The 16,116-nt window shown below is 67.1% G+C and carries 17 protein-coding genes; 3 read left to right on the top strand and 14 right to left on the bottom strand.

Annotation, left to right across the window (positions count from 1 at the left end):
• Positions 1–2: 2 nt before the first annotated feature.
• From C2U31_RS19875 to C2U31_RS19865, 3 genes are all read right to left on the bottom strand, one after another.
• Positions 3–656: a hypothetical protein gene (locus C2U31_RS19875; protein WP_103274351.1), complete on the bottom strand. Its 654-nt coding sequence runs from the start codon at positions 654–656 to the stop codon at positions 3–5.
• 423 nt (positions 657–1,079) lie between these two features.
• Positions 1,080–1,958, bottom strand: coding sequence for a TauD/TfdA family dioxygenase (locus tag C2U31_RS19870; RefSeq protein WP_103276469.1), 879 nt, complete (start codon positions 1,956–1,958; stop codon positions 1,080–1,082).
• A gap of 17 nt (positions 1,959–1,975) precedes the next feature.
• Positions 1,976–2,944: a tripartite tricarboxylate transporter substrate binding protein gene (locus C2U31_RS19865; protein ID WP_103274350.1), complete on the bottom strand. Its 969-nt coding sequence runs from the start codon at positions 2,942–2,944 to the stop codon at positions 1,976–1,978.
• Positions 2,945–3,035: 91 nt separating this feature from the next.
• Here C2U31_RS19865 and C2U31_RS19860 point away from each other — a divergent pair, with 91 nt between their 5' ends.
• The 3 genes from C2U31_RS19860 (at position 3,036) to C2U31_RS19850 (ending at position 4,823) form a co-directional block, all read left to right on the top strand.
• Positions 3,036–3,683, top strand: coding sequence for an IclR family transcriptional regulator (locus C2U31_RS19860; protein ID WP_103274349.1), 648 nt, complete (start codon positions 3,036–3,038; stop codon positions 3,681–3,683).
• 115 nt (positions 3,684–3,798) lie between these two features.
• Positions 3,799–4,284 carry a hypothetical protein gene (locus C2U31_RS19855; RefSeq protein ID WP_103274348.1) on the top strand — a complete coding sequence of 162 codons (486 nt, stop codon included), beginning with the start codon at positions 3,799–3,801 and terminating at the stop codon, positions 4,282–4,284.
• A 2-nt stretch (positions 4,285–4,286) separates the two neighbouring features.
• Complete coding sequence (locus C2U31_RS19850; protein WP_103274347.1) at positions 4,287–4,823, top strand: hypothetical protein; 537 nt, start codon at positions 4,287–4,289, stop codon at positions 4,821–4,823.
• Between the two features lie 20 nt (positions 4,824–4,843).
• Here C2U31_RS19850 and C2U31_RS19845 read toward each other — a convergent pair whose 3' ends face one another.
• The 11 genes from C2U31_RS19845 to C2U31_RS19795 form a co-directional block, all read right to left on the bottom strand.
• Positions 4,844–5,596, bottom strand: a complete 753-nt coding sequence (locus tag C2U31_RS19845) for an amino acid ABC transporter ATP-binding protein (RefSeq protein ID WP_103276468.1) — start codon at positions 5,594–5,596, stop codon at positions 4,844–4,846.
• A 19-nt stretch (positions 5,597–5,615) separates the two neighbouring features.
• Positions 5,616–6,269: an amino acid ABC transporter permease gene (locus C2U31_RS19840; protein ID WP_103274346.1), complete on the bottom strand. Its 654-nt coding sequence runs from the start codon at positions 6,267–6,269 to the stop codon at positions 5,616–5,618.
• 112 nt (positions 6,270–6,381) lie between these two features.
• Positions 6,382–7,173 (bottom strand): amino acid ABC transporter substrate-binding protein, encoded by a 792-nt coding sequence (locus C2U31_RS19835; protein WP_103274345.1) that lies wholly within the window; start codon positions 7,171–7,173, stop codon positions 6,382–6,384.
• A gap of 137 nt (positions 7,174–7,310) precedes the next feature.
• The gene (locus C2U31_RS19830; protein WP_103274344.1) at positions 7,311–8,378 is read right to left on the bottom strand and encodes a nitronate monooxygenase family protein; all 1,068 of its coding nucleotides are present in this window, start codon (positions 8,376–8,378) and stop codon (positions 7,311–7,313) included.
• A gap of 243 nt (positions 8,379–8,621) precedes the next feature.
• The gene (locus C2U31_RS19825) at positions 8,622–8,828 is read right to left on the bottom strand and encodes a hypothetical protein (protein WP_158658411.1); all 207 of its coding nucleotides are present in this window, start codon (positions 8,826–8,828) and stop codon (positions 8,622–8,624) included.
• A gap of 220 nt (positions 8,829–9,048) precedes the next feature.
• Positions 9,049–10,569 (bottom strand): MDR family MFS transporter, encoded by a 1,521-nt coding sequence (locus C2U31_RS19820; RefSeq protein ID WP_158658410.1) that lies wholly within the window; start codon positions 10,567–10,569, stop codon positions 9,049–9,051.
• Positions 10,570–10,579: 10 nt separating this feature from the next.
• The gene (locus tag C2U31_RS19815; RefSeq protein WP_103274341.1) at positions 10,580–11,116 is read right to left on the bottom strand and encodes a cupin domain-containing protein; all 537 of its coding nucleotides are present in this window, start codon (positions 11,114–11,116) and stop codon (positions 10,580–10,582) included.
• Positions 11,097–11,780: a maleylacetoacetate isomerase gene (gene maiA, locus C2U31_RS19810; RefSeq protein WP_369869679.1), complete on the bottom strand. Its 684-nt coding sequence runs from the start codon at positions 11,778–11,780 to the stop codon at positions 11,097–11,099. Before maiA ends, C2U31_RS19815 begins: the two co-directional genes overlap by 20 nt.
• 31 nt (positions 11,781–11,811) lie before the next feature.
• The gene (locus tag C2U31_RS19805; protein ID WP_103274339.1) at positions 11,812–13,707 is read right to left on the bottom strand and encodes an FAD/NAD(P)-binding protein; all 1,896 of its coding nucleotides are present in this window, start codon (positions 13,705–13,707) and stop codon (positions 11,812–11,814) included.
• On the bottom strand, positions 13,707–14,600 hold the full coding sequence (locus C2U31_RS19800; protein ID WP_103274338.1) for an N-acyl homoserine lactonase family protein: 894 nt from the start codon (positions 14,598–14,600) through the stop codon (positions 13,707–13,709). Before C2U31_RS19800 ends, C2U31_RS19805 begins: the two co-directional genes overlap by 1 nt.
• Positions 14,597–16,027 carry a KamA family radical SAM protein gene (locus C2U31_RS19795; RefSeq protein ID WP_233772430.1) on the bottom strand — a complete coding sequence of 477 codons (1,431 nt, stop codon included), beginning with the start codon at positions 16,025–16,027 and terminating at the stop codon, positions 14,597–14,599. The genes C2U31_RS19800 and C2U31_RS19795 overlap by 4 nt, the downstream gene beginning before the upstream one ends.
• Positions 16,028–16,116: the final 89 nt, after the last annotated feature.

The following is a 16,116-nucleotide window of genomic DNA, read 5'->3' as shown; positions in this document are numbered from 1 at the left end:
CGTCAGAGTTTCAATACGTCTCGTGCCAGTATTTCAGAACAAGCTGTTGCCGCCTTGCCTAGATAGTCTTTGAGCAGAGCCGCCTTATCCTCCAGCAATTGATCCTTGGTAGGCGGATTATTGTCATCGCCCTGCACACTCGAGCATGCCGATTCCGCCACGACCGTCTTGCTCGAGGTATCGATCAGTCGCAACCTGGCGTTATAGAACACCCGATATCGCGCCCAGTTCGCGGGGTAGTAGCTGAACATCCAGCTGAGCGTCTTCACGTCCAAGACAAAATCGCCGCCAGGATTTGCCGCCAAGATGCTGGCAATATCGTCTTTCTTGGTCACCGTCGTCGAATCCATGACCGTCGCACGCTTGGCGGTCGCCAGCTTGTCTTGCAAGACCGCCGAAATGGCTATCGCTGGATCCTCGATCGCATTTTCCTTCACGATCGTATTGCCTTCGGAAACCGCTGCCATCGCTCCCAGCATTGCGAACGCGGCCTTACCCGCGGTGAATGCGGCGAAGTCAGGCTGCCCATATCGCGTCGAAGTGACTGATTTGCCTTCCAGCTTGTTCAACGACTCTTGTGAAATCGGGGCATGCTTGACCGTCGTGCAGGCCCCAAGACTCACAGCAAACGCAATGACAATACCGATACGGAACATCGAGATTTCTCTTTTCAGTGTGTTGGATGATGGGTAAGCGCCTGGACCTGAGCATGCAGCCACAGTCGCGACGAAGACTGAACATTGCAGTGAAATGGCGGCGTCGATTACAGCACACGTTGCGGCGATCCAACCTATTTGATTGGAAGGATTAGTTCTTTCGCTTCACAAGATCTGGCATGCGCTATTGCCGACCATGCGGGCGATGGCCCCGATGGCATATCGAGCGCGGTCGATGTGGATAAGATGAGAGAAAGGGACCAAACACGGGTCAGGCAAGCGGACACAAGGAAAAAGCCGCCTGGGCGGCTGTCCGCCATAGCTTTCCCAGCTTCCACTCCGGGATCGCCGTTGTCGCGGCGATGCCCGAAGTATAGGGCTGGCCATGCAGCGCAATGTCCGAAGGCGGACAAATCGCTACACCTACAGCGCCACCCCCACCGGCCGATCCCCCGATATCGTCGTCCGGTGCATCTCGCGATCAAACCCGTCGTAGTCATTCATCGCCAGGTGCTGGGTGCAGCGGTTGTCCCACAGCGCCAGCGCGCCCTCGCTCCAGCGGAACCGGCAGGTGAATTCCGGACGGGCGGCGCGCTCGTACAGGAATTGCAGCAGCGGTTCGCTTTCCTCCTGCGTCATGCCGTCGAAGCGCAGCGTGTAGGTGCTGTTCACGTACAGCGCCTTGCGGCCGGTGGCCGGGTGCACGCGCACCACGGGATGGATGACTTCCTGGACCGCGCGGTCGTCGGTGCGCACGTCCATCTTGTGCGCCGGATCGCCGTTGTTCACCACCGCCCCGCCCGAGCCATAGGAGCGCACGGCGCTGTGCACGGCGTTCAGGCCGTCCAGCATCTGCTTCAGGCGGTCCGACAGCGTGTCGTAGGCGCGGTACATATTGGCCCACATGGTGTCGCCGCCATAAGGCGGAATCACGCGGCCGTACAGCGCCGAGCCCAGCGGCGGTTCCTGCGCGTAGCTCATGTCGCTGTGCCAGAGGCCGCCGAACAGGCGGCGCTTGGTTTCGGCCTTGCCCTTCATCACGGGCAGGATGGCCGGATAGCCGTCCAGTGCGCGCACGAAAGGAACTTCCAGCAGTTCGCCGAAGCGGGCGCTGAAGTCGATGTGCTGCTGCGGCGTCAGCCGCTGGCCACGGAAGAAGATCACCAGGTTCTCATGCAGCGCGCGGCGGATTTCCTCGAACACGTCGGCGGGCAGTTCGCGCGACAGATCCACGCCGTCGATCTCGGCGCCCAGCGCGCCGGCGATGGGCCGGACCTGCAGATGGCGATACGGATTGCTCATGACAGTCTCCTCCAGGTTCATTGGACTTTGATCTGGGCGCTGCGCACCAGCGCGCCCCACTTGTCGGTTTCACTGGCGATGTAGCGGCCAAAGCCGGCCGGCCCGTCGGCGACGACGATGCCGCCCATGGCCGCGATCTGCTCGCGCACGTCGGGCATGGCCAGCACCGCCAGCAGCTCCTGGTTCAGTCGTTCGACAATGGGTTTGGGCGTGGCGGCCGGCACCAGCACGCCGAACCAGCCCGAGATCTCGTAGCCCGGCAGGCCGGCCTCGGCCATGGTGGGCACGTCCGGCAATTGCGGCGAGCGCGTGGCGCTGGTGATGGCCAGCGCGCGCAGCTTGCCGGCCTTCACCAGCTGCAACGCCGAAGGCATGTTGTCGAACATCATCGGCACATGGCCGGCCACGGTGTCGTTCAGCCCCGGCGCGCTGCCCCGGTACGGCACGTGGGTCAGGCGGACGCCGGCGGTGCTGGCGAACAGTTCGCCGGCCAGGTGCAGCGAAGTGCCGGTGCCCGGCGTGGCATAGCCCAGCGGCGCGCCGGCTCGCCTGGCGTAGTCGATCAGCTCCTTGACGGATTTCACCGGCAGCGCCGGGTTGACCACCAGCAGATTCGGCACGCTCATCAGCATGGTGACCGGCGCCAGGTCGCGCTGGGGCTTATACGGCAGGTCGGGATACAGCGCGGGGTTGATCGAGATGGGGCCGATATTGCCCATCACGATGGTGTAGCCGTCGGCCGGCTGCTTGACCGCGTAGTCGGTGCCCAGGTTGCCGCCGGCGCCAGCCTTGTTCTCGACGATCACGGTCTGCTTCAGCCGCTCTCCGAGTTTGTGGCTGACCAGCCGGGCCAGCATGTCGGTCGAGCCGCCCGGCGGGTACGGCACGATCCATTTGACGGGCTGGGCGGGCCAGGCCGTCTGCGCGCCGACGGGACAGGCGGCCACCGCCATCCCCGCCATCAGCGCAAGCGCGATGCGTTTCATATTTGTCTCCTTCCCTGGCCGCGGGTCTTGCCGTCGGCATCGTTTATGGATATAGTTCACTAGGTGAACATATAGATCACTAAATGAACGAATGAAGAATAATAGATCGATCCAGAGGTGTCTAGCGATCCTGCGCGCCTTCGGCGGCAACGGCCGGCCTACGCTGGCGGACCTGGCGCGCGCGGTGGACCTGCCCCACCCCACGGTGCTGCGTTTCCTGCTGACGCTGGAGGAAGAGGGATACACGGCGCGCGAGGACAGCCGCTGGCGCCTGACGCCGCAGGTGTTCGAGCTGGGCTTCGCCGCGCTGGACAGCCTGGGCGTGTCCGGCGCCGTCGAGGAAACCTTGCAGCAGCTGGCCGAGGCCTATTCGGGCACCTCGAACCTGGGCGAGGCGCATGCCGACGGCGTGATCATCATCGGCCGCGCCATGGCGCCGGCCGAACGGCGCCGGCTGGTGGTGATGAACCTGCGCGTGGGCAGCGTGCTGCCGCCCGCGAGCGCGCTGGCCGGCGCGCTGCGCCTGCCGCCCGGCGAATGCTGCACGCTGGACTATCCGGACAGCAATCAGGTCTCGGTGGCCGTGCCTGTGCCGGGGACCGGCGCGCGCGTGCTGTCCATCGGCATCTCCACCGGCGTGCAGGAAGCGCCCGGGGAACGCATTCGTGATGAGATCGTGCCGGCGCTGCAGGACGCCGCTGAACGCGTCAGCCGGTTGATCCGATTGGCGCCGGTGTAGGCGCGCGGGGCTTGAACGCAGACTTGGCCATCGCAAGGCCACCACCAAGCCATCGCAAGCTTGGTAGCATGGCGTGCCTCGTCCTTTCCTGGCGCAAGGCCAACGCGGAGCCCGCATGCAGCACAACATCCATGAACGTCTACTCGCGCATCTGGCCGATCTGGGCTGGACCGTGGCGCGCGGCGCCGATCCCGCGACGCCGCCGCCGGGCGCGCATGCCGCGCACCGGGATTTCCTGGGCCGCTATGCCCTGCTGTGCCGCGCCGACGAAAGCGTCTGGTTCCTGTCGGCCGCCGACTACGCCGGCACGGCCGACAGCGCCTTTGCCTGGGATGAGTTCAAGCACCTGAGCCTGGACGCCGCGCAGGATGACGAGGACCGGCAAGGCATACATACCTTCTGGGACCGTCACCTGCCCGTGCTGATGAGCGTGGCCGGCGACTACGAATTCCTGGCGATCGACCAGGACACCGGCGCCGTCGTGCATGGCATCGAACCCGAGTTTGAAGCAGTGACGGTCGTGGCCGACAGCTGGGCGGGTTTCTGCGAAGCCGTCATCGCGGGCCGCGTACTGCCGGCGCTGTTCAAGCAGGCATCCTGAACATGGGCAACAAGCAAGCCCGCGCCCTGAGCCGCCCCAAGGATCACGCCGTCCAGGCCGTTTGCGATCGGTTTGAACTGTCGGTGAGCTACGCGCCACCCAGCCTGCGCCTGACGCTGCGCACCGACCTTTCCGCCAGGACGCGGGTCGAGCTGGAGATCACGCGCCTGTTCCTTGAGCAAGGCGGTCAGCACTGGTACTGGACCATGCTGGAATTGGCCGCGCCGGTTGCGCCGCTCGGCGACGGCACGATGGGCCTGACGCTGGAATACAGCGTGGACGAGCTCGACGCCAAGGGCCTGGCATCCTATCGCTCGCTGAAGCGCAGCATGGGGTTGCGGATGGCGGCGGCGCCGTCCGTGGAGACGCGGATCGCGTTGAACGCGCCGGCCAGGGAACATCAGTTCGGGCTGTGCAATCGGGGCTTGTCCGGCCTGGCGGTCAGGATCGACCCGTCGCGGCATTACCTGGAGCAGGAAGCGACCATCGCCCTGCCCTTGAGCGCAGCGGCGATGGCAAAGCTCGATATCGCTTCCTGATCCGGGATCAGGGATCCGACCTACAGCATGTGCGCCAGGAACTCGCGCGTGCGCGCCTCGCGCGGGGCGCGGAAGAATTCCTGGGAATCGGCCTGCTCGACGATGCGGCCGTCGTCCATGAAGACCACACGGTGCGCGACTTCGCGGGCGAAGCCCATTTCGTGGGTGACGACCAGCATGGTCATGTGCTCGTCGGCCAGCTGCTTCATGGTGCGCAGCACCTCGCCGGTCAGCTCGGGATCCAGCGCCGAGGTCGGCTCGTCGAACAGCATGATGTCCGGTTCCATGGCCAGCGCCCGCGCGATGGCCACGCGCTGCTTCTGTCCGCCGGACAGCCGGCCCGGATAGTTGTCGCGCTTGTTCAGCAGGCCGACCTTGCGCAGCAGTTCCTCGGCCTTGGGCACGATGGCGTCGCGCGGCATGCGCTTGACGGTCAGCGGCGCCTCGATGACGTTCTGCAGCACCGTCATGTGCGGGAACAGGTTGAACGACTGGAACACCATACCCATCTTGCGGCAGATGCGGCGCACGTCCGCGTCAGACGCGTACTGGCTGCGGCCGCCGGCGGCGGCCTGGGCCAGGAACTCGCCCTCGACGGCGATGCTGCCCTCGTCGATGGTCTCCAGGTGGTTCAGGCAGCGCAGGAAGGTGCTCTTGCCCGAGCCGGACGGCCCGATCACCGCCACCACCTCGCCCTTGGACAGGGTCAGCGAGACGCCGTCCAGCACGCGGTTGGCGCCGAAGGACTTGACGATGCCGTCGGCCTGGATCATGACGGGACGATCCATGGGATTACTGGTCGTACTTGGCATAGCGCTTTTCCAGATGCTGGAAGAACCACGTCAACACCAGCGTCATGATCAGGTAGAAGGCGGCGGCCACCAGGAAGGGCGTGGTGGTGAAGTCCCGCTGCACAATGCCCCGCGCCGTGCGCAGGATGTCGTTCAGGGCCAGCACGTAGATCAGGGAGGTGTCCTTGACCAGCGTGATGGTCTCGTTGCTCATGGGCGGCAGCACGCGCTGCACCATCTGCGGCAGCACGATGCGGCGCATGGTCTGCAGATAGCTCATGCCCAGCACCTTGCTGCCCTCGTACTGGCCACGGTCCACCGACTGGATGCCGGCGCGGAAGATCTCGGCGAAGTACGCGGCGTAGTTCAGCGCGAAGGCCACCACGGCGGCCGGGAAGTCCGGCAGGCGCACGCCGATCACCGGCACGAAGGGCAAGGCGAAATAGATGAACAGCATCTGCAGCATCAGCGGGGTGCCCCGCATCAGCCAGATATAGCCGTTGACCAGCTGGCTCAGCGCGCGCCACCGCGAGATGCGCGCCAGCGCCAGCGCCAGCCCGAGCGGCACGGCCAGGGCCAGCGTGATGAAGAACAGCGTCAAGGTGACTTTCGCGCCTTGCGCCAGGGGCCCCAAAAGGGAGAGTACGTAGTCCATGCAGGGGAAGGTTCGCGCCGCGCGGGGCGGACGCAGAGTCGTGGACGGGCGCGCGCCGGGCGCGCGGGCGCCGCGCCCGCGACCACAAGGCCGGCGGGCGCGTCCGTGCCGTTTACTTGATGATGTTGGCGCCGAACCACTGGGTGGCGATGCGGCCGGCGGCGCCGTCCTTCTTCATCTCGCCCAGGGTCTTGTCCAGCTTGGCCAGCAGGTCGGCGTCATCCTTGCGCACGCCGACCCCGTAGTCCTCGGTGCCGAAGTTCTCGTCCAGCACGCGGTATTCACCGGCGCGCTTGCTGATCAGGTAGCGACCCACCACTTCGTCCACGACGATGGCGTCCAGGCGGCCGGCGGCCAGGTCCATCAGGGCCGTGACGTTGTCGCCGAACTTCTTGACTTCCTTGATGCTGCCGGCGACCGGATCCTTGGCGATGGCGTCGGTGGCGCTGCTGCCGTCTTGCGCGCCGACGACCTTGCCGGCCAGGTCGGCCTTGAGCTTGATGGGCGAGGCCGTGCCGACCACGATGATCTGGTGGTTGGCCATGTAGGGCGCGGTGAAGCTGATGTTCTTCTTGCGCTCTTCGGTGATGGTCAGGCCGTTCCACAGCACGTCGACGCGCTTGCCGTTCAGCTCGGCTTCCTTGGCGCTCCAGTCGATGGGCTTGAACTCGACTTCCATGCCCAGGCGCTTGCTGGCTTCCTTGGCCATGTCGATGTCGAAGCCGACGATCTGGTTGTTCGCGTCGCGGAAACCCATGGGCGGGAAGTTGTCGTCCAGGCCGACGACGACCTTGCGGGCCTGCGCCGGGGCATTGGCGGCGGCCTTGGGCGCGTTGTCGCTCGGGCCGCAGGCGGCCAGCAGCGAGCTGGCGGTCACGAGGAGAACAGCAGTCAGTTTTTTCATGGTTTTGGAAGCGCGCGGGGCGCGAGAATGAAGAAGCCGGTGGCTGGGTAGGTGCAGCGAGGCGGTATTTTAGCCCCCATTGATCGGGCTGCGGCCGATTGGGGGCCGTAACGGGGAAAACCAGACCCCGGCCACGCTCAAACGCCCATGGCCTGCCCCAGGCGCCCCGCGCAGGCCAGCGCCTCGTCCCACAGCCGGCGCGTCAGCGCGCCCGCGTCTTCCTCGCGCGCCAGCGCGCCGGCCTCGCCGGCCCACAGCAGCGAGAAATCGCCCTTGCCGGCCTTTTCGAACGCGGCCTTCAGCGGATCGACCGCGCCGGTCGCCAGCGGGAACACCGGCGCCGCCTTGCTCATCGGCCCCTGCTCGCGCATGAAGCGGGTCAGCAGCCCGCGCGCGGGCCGGCCGGTGTACAGATTGGTCAGGCGGGTGGTGTCGTCGCGCGCCTCGCGCACGGCCTGGCGATGGATCTCGGAGCGGCCAGCCTGCGGCGTCAGCAGATAGGCCGTGCCGATCTGCACCGCGCTGGCGCCCAGCGCGAAGGCCGCCGCGATGCCGCGCCCGTCGGCGATGGCGCCGGCGGCGATCACTGGCACGCGCACCGCGTCCACCACCTGCGGCAGCAAGGCATACAGGCCCGGCTGGGCATGGATGTCATCGGTCAGGAACATGCCGCGATGGCCGCCGGCCTCGGCTCCCTGGGCGATGATGGCGTCCACGCCGCGCGCGTCCAGCCAGCGCGCTTCCTCGACCGTGGTGGCCGAGGACAGGATCATGGCGCCGCTGCGGCGCACGCGCTCCAGCAGGTCCTCGGGCGGCAGGCCGAAATGGAAGCTGACCACGGCCGGACGGGTATCCTCGACGACCTCGCACATGGCCTCGTCGAACGGCGCGCGGCCCGGCCCGCTGCCGGCGGCCGACAGGTCCAGCCCGGCCTCGGCGTAGTACGGCGCCAGGGTTTCGCGCCAGCGCGCCTGCGCGGCCGCGTCCGGCGCGGGGGCGACATGGCTGAAGAAATTGACGTTGAACGGCGCGCCGGTGTGCGCGCGGATGTCGGCGATCTGGGCGCGCAGCGCGTCGGCGCCGAGCGCCGCACAGGCCAGCGAGCCCAGGCCGCCCGCCTGGCAAACGGCGACGGCCAGCGGGCTGAAGGAGCCGACCATCGGCGCTTGGATCAGGGGCAGTTTCGACGGCAGGGATTTCTTCATGGTCGGGTCCGGGAATCAGGGGCTCGCCCTTCGAGGGCGGGAATGCATGAGCCGCTCAGCGTACTCGGCGAAATGCGCAGCCGTAAGCATGCCAGACTTGCGATCGTCCGGCTCGTGGACTCCGGCGCCCATCCCGTCGCCGCGTCCCCTGCCCCCGCAGCCCTGGCCAGGGGTGGATTTCGTGCGGGCGTATCTGCGGGACAGCACACTGGCGCCCCGCCAGCGCGTGCGCGCCGATGCCGGTCAGCATGATGCCACCGGCCTGCCGCCCCTGGCCGAGCAGCCAGTTGCTGATCGCGCCGCCCAGCACCACGCCACCGAATTGCCGGCGAACAGGTAGCTGAACTGCGACGTGCTCAAGCCGAAATGCCCGGTGAACACAAAGGCCGAAGCGCTGATGTAGTTGAATAGCGAGCCCAGCACGAAGCCGCCCGCCAGCGTGTACGCCATGAAGACCGGATGCCGCAACTGCCGGCCATAGGCGCGCAGGATGGCGCCGGCGTTGAGCGGCGCTCAGGAGGCAGCCATTCCACCGTCGGCGCCGGCGCGGTCAGCAGCAGGATCAGGCCGGCGCCGATGAGATCGCCGTGGCGCGTGGTGGTGGTCGCGCCACTCATGCCTTGCACTCCGGCCCCAGCGCGTGCGCCAGCGCGTCGGACAGCACGCGCCGCTAGCCCGCGTCCGCCTGGACGCCGGACTCCGGCTCCGCTCTTTCAAAGCGCGCGGCGGTCTTGCGGAATGGAATGACCGGCAAGCGCGTCAGCGCCGCCCAGGCCAAGGCCAGTGTCAGGGCGCACGCGCCGAAGAATACGCTGAAGGCGTGCACGGCTTCCTGCGCCGCCGCGTCGCCCGCCACCGTGCCCTGCGCCGCATGCGCCGTCTCGAGCTGGCTGCCCAACGGCCCCAGCAGGTGCAGCACCACCGCGCTGAAAACGGCCACGCCGATCGCCCCGCCCACCGCGCGGAAAAAGGTGTGCACGGCGGTGGCGATGCCGATATCGCCCGCCGGCACCGAGTTCTGCGATGCCACCATCATGGGCGGCAGGCTCGCGCCGATGCCCACGCCCAGCAGGAAGGAAAGGCCAACGACGGCAGCCAGGGCAAGCGTGCCCGCCGCCACCGCAAGCACCAGGAACGCGGCCGTCGCCACGGCCAGGCCCACCAGCGGCGACAGCTTGTACCTGCCGGTGAAACGCATGTATTGCCCCGACAGGTACGACCCCAACACCACGCCGAACAGCGGCGCCGTGAGCAGCACCCCGGCCTGGCCCACCGTCTTGGCGCGGCACAACTGCAAGTAGAGCGGCAGATAAATGCTCAAGGCCATGTTCACCATCGTGATGAGAATGGCGCCGATCGAGGTGACGACGATGATCCGGTTGCGCAGGATGGAAATCGGCAGCAGCGGCTCGCTCGCGCGTTTCTGCCAGGCCAGGAACAAGGCGCCAAGCACGACGCTGGCGCTGAACAGCCCCAGGATCACCGGCGAGTCCCAGGCATGCTGGCGGCCGCCCCAGGCCAGCGCCAGCAGCAGGAACACGGTCGCCCCGACCATCAGCAGCGCTCCCGGATAGTCGATGCGATGCTGGCGCCGCCGCGCGGACAGATCGGCCAGCGTGAACCAGCTGAGTACGATGGCCAGCAGGATGAGCGGCAATTTGAACCAGAATATCCAGCGCCAGGAATAGTATTCCGACAACAGCCCGCCCAGCACCGGCCCGGCCAGGCTGGAGACGGCATAGGTGCCCGAGATGTAGAGCTGGTAGCGCCCCCGCTCGCGGGGCGACAGGATATCCGCGACGATGGTGTTCGGCAGCGCCATCAGGGCGCCGCCGCCCAGGCCCTGAATCGCCCGGCCGCAAATCAGCATGTCCAGATTCACGGCCAGGCCGCACAGCAGCGTGCCGGCCAGGAACAGGCCGAGCGCGGCCACGACCACGCTGCGCCGTCCATGGATGTCACTCAGCCGTCCTGCCAGCGGCGTGCTGGCGATCGAGGTCAGCAGGTAGGCGGTCACGACCCACGACACGTTGCCGAAGCCGCCGAACTCGGCGGCGATGGGCACCAGCGCCGGCGCCACGATGGCCTGGTCGATGGTGCCCAGCAACATGACGAGGATCAGGCCGGAAAAGATGATGTGCACCTGCCTGGGGCTGTAGCGCTCCGGCGCGTCGGGGGCGGCGTGGGTCACGATGCGGACCTCATGCCGGCGTCGCGGCGAGGGCTTGCCGCTGCCCGGCGCTGGGCGGCTCGGCATAGATGTGGCGCGTGACGCCGCCGTCTTCCCGCACCAGCGAACCCAGCGCCGCATGCTGGGGCAGGTTCTGCAATCTGAGCAGGATCAGGCCGGTCCCGGCATCCGGATTGCCGATCGCGTGCGGACACCATGCCGGCACGAATACCACGTCGCCCTCGCCGGCCGGCCGCTGCTCGGAAGAGGCCCCCAGGCTGAACGCCGCCCGGCCCGACCGGACGATGTACAGATGCCAGAACGAGTGCCGGTGCGAGGCGGTGGTCTCGCCGGGCGCCAGCGCCTGGATCACCAGCGACAGCCCCGGCGCGACGGCGCCGCGCTCGGACGCGCCGCCCAGCGCCAGCGTGCCTTGGGGATTGCCCGGCCAGGCGCTCAAGGCCGTTTCGATCTCGGCCCATTTCCAGGCAACGGGATCGACGCGCGCCTGCGCCGTCTGCGCGAGATAGTCAGAATAGGCAATGATTTCACCGTGCGTGGGGCGCATGTTCTTGCTCCTGGGTATCCTGGACTGTCGGGTTCAACACATGATCGGGGTGGGCCTGCGCGAAGGCCGGCAGGCGCAGGCAGGCGTCGGAGATGCGGGAGATCGTCGGCCATGCCCCGAGCTCCAGGCCGTTGCGGCCGGCGGTGTGCGCCTGCGGCACCAGCGCGATATCCGCCAGCGACGGGCGGTCGCCATGGCTGAATTCGCCGGTCGACGGATCGCGGGACAACAAGGTTTCCAGGGCATCGAAACTCTGCCCTATCCAGTGGTGCTGCCAGGCCCGGACCTGCGCATCGTCATGCCCCAGTCGCTGCTTGAGATAGGCGCCGACTCGCATCGAGGCCAACGCATGCGTATCCGCGGCGATCACCTGGAACAGCGCGCGCACCCGGGCCGCGCCGGCCGGATCCGGCGGCAGCAAGGAAGGCTGGGGGAATCGCGCCTCCAGATACTCGATGATGGCCAGCGATTGCGTCAGGATCCGGCTCCCGTCCTCCAGGGCCGGCAGCAGGCCCTGTGGATTGATCATCAGATAGGCTGGCGCTCGATGCTCCGCCAGGCTCAGGTCGTGAGTGACGGTCCGGTACTCGACACGCTTCAGATTCAGCGCGATCCGCACCCGGAACGACGCCGACGACCGTTGAAATCCGTGCAGTGTTATCAAGAACATCTCCCGATCAGAAAGGGACGCGGCCTCATGCCGCGACCCGCGACGCCAGCAGACTCGCGGCATACAGGTCCGGCGCTGGCCGGGCAGGCTTCGTCGCGGCGACGCCGATCGTGGCGATCAGCTCGCGCACGCACTGATCGGCGTCGCGTGTCTGGCGCGAGGCGATGCGCGGGCGCGGCAGCGCGTGCGTATAGAAATGCGGGCCCTCGACCGGGAAGCCGACGATCCAGATGCGCGCCTCCGGCACGCCGTCCGCGCCGACGGGATGCAGCTGCTGATCGATCTCTATGCCGCCCGGGTGATATCCGCCATTCAGGTAAGGCCGGACCAGTCCCCGGCCCAGCAGGTTGTCGGACAGCGGCGACGCATCGGTCAGCGGAGAATAGGCATCCAGCCTGGCCACGATGAGCACGTCCGCCTGGCTGGTTTCCACGCGCTCGCCATAGCGCGCTTCGATGCGGAACCGCGCGCCGGCCTCGTCCGCACGCAGCCGGGCGCCCGGTCCGCCTGCGATGTCGATGATCCCGGCCGCGTGCAGCGCCAGGTATTCGAGATTGCGACGCCTGGGCGGACCAAAGGAAATGCGGTTGGTGACGGCGTTGAACTCTTCCACGAAGTAGCGGTGCGACGCGGGCGTCAATCCGCCGTACTCCACGGCGCTGCGCAGCGCCTCGCGCGTATCGCGCAGCACGTCCGTGGCCGCCTTCACCGGACTGCCCAGATTGCCCGCCTCGGCCTCGCGCAGGTCGGCGCGCACCAGCGCATCGAAAAAAGCCCGGAACTCAGCCAGCGACGCGAACTGACGCTTGCGCAGCGGCCACAGGATGTCCTCGATGGCGTCGCGCTCGGCCTGGCTAGGCACGAACGTGGCGGCATCCACGTCGCGACCCGTGGCGGCGGCGCGGTACGCGTAGGCCATTTCCTGGATGATCAGGGGCAGCACGTCCTCCTGGAAATCCAGCCGGCCGTCGCCGCTGGCCGCGATCCGTGCCTGCCGACGGGACTGCACGGCCTGCGGCGTGAAATAGCGCGCCTGGTGCCGGCCGGTAAGTCCTTTCTGGTTGATGCCGCGCGCGGCGAAAGGCAGGCAGTTGCGCGAGAACAGCAGCAGGCCGGGCTCCTTGCCTGAGCGCTGGTAGCGCAGGTCGCCGGCCGCGTCCTCGACGTAGCGACCGCCGCGTCCGGCGGTCAAGGCCGCGATGACGTCGTGCGCGGTCAGTCCGAATCCCTGTATGCCGACCGTGGCCGTGGCGGGAATCTGCGCCAGCGCGTGTATCGGATACGGCGACGGGTAGTACTCCAGGCTCGGATTGACCCGCTTGCGCCGCTCGACGAACGAGAGGAATTGGCGGTCTTCGGCACTGGGCTTGCGGTAGCCGTGGCCCGTGGTCAGAAAGACATAGTCGGCTGCCCGCCTGGCACCGTTTTCCAGCGCCAGCTCGAAGCCACCGTCGTGCCGGGCGATGTCCACGACGCGGGTCTTGTGGTGGTACACGCCGACATGCGCCGGCAGCAGGCCGACCACGCGCCGATAGACCCAGGACAGGTATTCGCCCAGCAGGCTGCGCGGCAGATGGTCGGCGTCGGTGATGGCCCGACCCGAATCCTCGAAGGTGCGCAGGTATCGATCGCCATGCCGCCGGTAGCCGCTCAGGTGCGCCCATTGCACCAGGGACAGCCCTTCCTCGCCACCCGCGACGCTGCCCGGGGCGAACATCGTCACCTGCGAAGCCACGGTATTGATGAGCAGATGGTCGGACTGGCCGGCGGGATGGACGCCCTGACCGCAGTCGCCCGGTTCGAACACCTCGATGTCCAGGCGGCTTGCTTCCGGCAGTGAATGCGCATGTTCCAGGATGCGCTCCAGCACCGTCAGGCCCCTGGGACCCATGCCCACGATCGCCACGGCTATTGCTTTCATCAGAGTTCGCTCCCAAGTCCATGCGCCAACGGAACCGCGAAAGGCCGGCCGCCGCCCGTGGCGACTTGCGAGCGCTCCGCGTAGGTGTCGAGGGGATGCCGGTGCAGCGCCACGATCCCGTCCGCGCCGCGCACGGGCGGAAAGCGCGCCAGCACCGCCGGGTCATGCCCGGGAATGATGTGCTCCGGCCCGTCCGCCAGTTCCTCGATGCGGCGATGGCCGTCCAGCATCCGGCCCACGTCGAGCACGATGGGAAACGGCCGGCGGGCGCGCAGGTTGTCCCAGTAATGCGCGGCATCGCTGGCCAGCACCAGCCAGCCTCTCTCGGTCGCGACGCGCACCACCTGCAGGCCTGCCGTGTGCCCGCCGATCAGGTGCAGGCTGACGCCGGGCGCGATCTCGGCATCGCCGTCGTGGAACACCAGCTGGCCGGCATGCAGCCGCTCGACGGCCTGGGCCACGTCCCGAGCCTCGAAGGGGCTGCGCATCGCCGCGTGGCACATGCAGCGACCCGTGCAATACGCCATTTCCTTTTCCTGCAGATGCAGGCGCGCCTTGGGAAACGCGGCGATATTGCCCGCGTGGTCGTAGTGCATGTGGGTCACGACGATGTCCTCGACGCTCTCGGCGGCGATGCCGATCTGCTTGAGCAGATCCACCGGCGAGGCCAGATAGCGACGCCCTCTCCTGACAGCCATGTCCGCCGAGAACCCGGTATCAACCAACAGGGTCCTGGCCGGATTGCGGATCACCCACACATAGAAGTCCAGCGGCATCGGGGCATTGTCATGCGGGTCCTCGCCCAGATAGTTCGCCGCGCTGCGCCGCTCCGCGTGCGTGGCGTATCGCAATGCGTAGACCTCATAGAGCGCGTCCGCCGTCGGGCCGCTCATTCGATCACCTCCAGGTCGCTGGGCGCGTGCCTGTCCGAGCGCGACGCGCCGGCCGGCACAATGGGAATCGTCGGCGACGGGGCGACGCCGTCCTGCTGGAAGAAAAAGCGCTTTTCCCCGAACGCCGGCTGCAATTCGTCCAGCCAGGTTGCCAACGGATCGAACCGGGCGTAGAACGGGCGGCGCACCCACTCCGGATTTCGTGCCTGCAGGAACTGCAGGGCGAAGACCTTTTCGCCGGCCAGATCGACAATGCCGTCGACCAGCACCTTCCCGGGAAAGGCGCTCATGGACGGCCCGCGCACTGTGCGCGCCAGTCCGGACACCGTGCGGTAGGCCTGCTGGAAGATATCGTAGGCGCGCGCCAACGGCAGCTTGAAATAGTCGCTGGGCCCGGTGTCGCGCTCCACGAACATGTAGTACGGAACCGCGCCCAGCCGCACGCCGGTGGTCCAGAGTTCCGCCCAGTCCGCCGGATTCTCATTGATGTGGCGTATCAACGGCGCCTGGATCCGCACGGTGGCGCCGGTGGCGATGATGCGGCGCAGCGCCTGCTGCGCGATCGGATGCCGTAGCTCGGCCGGATGGTTGTAATGGCCCATCAGGGCCAGGTTCCTGCCGCTGCGCACGACGGTTTCGAACAGCCGCAGCAGATCATCGGCATCCTTGTCCGTAACGAACCGCTGCGGCCAGTAGGCCACCGCCTTGGTGCCGATTCGGATGTTCTGGATATGCGCCAGGTCCGGCGCCAGCAAGGGCTCGATGTAGTCGGTCAGCGACCGGGCGTTCATGACCAGCGGATCCCCGCCCGTGATCAGCACGTCCGTCACTTCGGCATGACGCCGCAGGTAGGTGGCCAGATCGGCGGACGCCCGGGCGTCGAACTTCAGCTCTTCCATGCCCACGAACTGCGGCCAGCGGAAGCAGAACGTGCAATAGGCATGGCAGGTCTGCCCGGCGCTGGGAAAGAACAGCACCGTTTCTTTGTACTTGTGCTGCACCCCGGCCAGCGGCACCCCGTCCAGTTGCGGCACGTTGTGCGTCATCTGGCCGGCCGGATGCGGGTTCATGCGCATGCGAATGGCATGCACGCGCTGCTGTATCTCTGCTTCGGACGCGCCCGCCGACAGCAGGTCGCGTATCGCGGCGTACTCCGGCTCGCGCAACATGTCCCGATGGGGAAAGGTCAGCCGGTAGATGGGATCGTCCGGCACATTGTCCCAATCGATCAGTTCCTCCAGCACATAAGCATTGACGCGAAACGGAAGGACCCGGGAAACCACCTCGACCGCTTCGCGCAGATCGGCGCCCAGCAGATTCCACTGCGGCGCCTGCCTTATGGTTTGCCTGGTGTACGGCTTGAACTTCCATGCTTGCTCGCCCGGCATCATCAACCTCGCTGCGTTCATGTGGGCGAACGTGGGCATCGCGCTTTCCGGTGGGCCGTTCGCCTGTCACCCACGTCGGCAATCTAGCAAGTCTCATCACACATAAACAGTTATGATCCGATATATCA

Source organism: Achromobacter sp. AONIH1 (assembly GCF_002902905.1).
Lineage (GTDB): Bacteria > Pseudomonadota > Gammaproteobacteria > Burkholderiales > Burkholderiaceae_B > Achromobacter.
This window is presented reverse-complemented; position numbering and strand designations above follow the sequence as displayed.

Bases quoted from the DNA above. Each gene is read 5' to 3' on its own strand.
- C2U31_RS19815 (WP_103274341.1), bottom strand. From the start codon at position 11,116: ATGCGCCCCACGCACGGTGAAATCATTGCCTATTCTGACTATCTCGCG.
- C2U31_RS19855 (WP_103274348.1), top strand. From the start codon at position 3,799: ATGCAGCACAACATCCATGAACGTCTACTCGCGCATCTGGCCGATCTG.
- C2U31_RS19860 (WP_103274349.1), top strand. From the start codon at position 3,036: ATGAAGAATAATAGATCGATCCAGAGGTGTCTAGCGATCCTGCGCGCC.
- C2U31_RS19840 (WP_103274346.1), bottom strand. From the start codon at position 6,269: ATGGACTACGTACTCTCCCTTTTGGGGCCCCTGGCGCAAGGCGCGAAA.
- C2U31_RS19845 (WP_103276468.1), bottom strand. From the start codon at position 5,596: ATGATCCAGGCCGACGGCATCGTCAAGTCCTTCGGCGCCAACCGCGTG.
- C2U31_RS19875 (WP_103274351.1), bottom strand. From the start codon at position 656: ATGTTCCGTATCGGTATTGTCATTGCGTTTGCTGTGAGTCTTGGGGCC.
- C2U31_RS19835 (WP_103274345.1), bottom strand. From the start codon at position 7,173: ATGAAAAAACTGACTGCTGTTCTCCTCGTGACCGCCAGCTCGCTGCTG.
- C2U31_RS19805 (WP_103274339.1), bottom strand. From the start codon at position 13,707: ATGAAAGCAATAGCCGTGGCGATCGTGGGCATGGGTCCCAGGGGCCTG.
- C2U31_RS19825 (WP_158658411.1), bottom strand. From the start codon at position 8,828: ATGGCGTACACGCTGGCGGGCGGCTTCGTGCTGGGCTCGCTATTCAAC.
- C2U31_RS19865 (WP_103274350.1), bottom strand. From the start codon at position 2,944: ATGAAACGCATCGCGCTTGCGCTGATGGCGGGGATGGCGGTGGCCGCC.
- C2U31_RS19870 (WP_103276469.1), bottom strand. From the start codon at position 1,958: ATGAGCAATCCGTATCGCCATCTGCAGGTCCGGCCCATCGCCGGCGCG.
- C2U31_RS19800 (WP_103274338.1), bottom strand. From the start codon at position 14,600: ATGAGCGGCCCGACGGCGGACGCGCTCTATGAGGTCTACGCATTGCGA.
- C2U31_RS19830 (WP_103274344.1), bottom strand. From the start codon at position 8,378: ATGAAGAAATCCCTGCCGTCGAAACTGCCCCTGATCCAAGCGCCGATG.
- C2U31_RS19795 (WP_233772430.1), bottom strand. From the start codon at position 16,027: ATGCCCACGTTCGCCCACATGAACGCAGCGAGGTTGATGATGCCGGGC.
- C2U31_RS19850 (WP_103274347.1), top strand. From the start codon at position 4,287: ATGGGCAACAAGCAAGCCCGCGCCCTGAGCCGCCCCAAGGATCACGCC.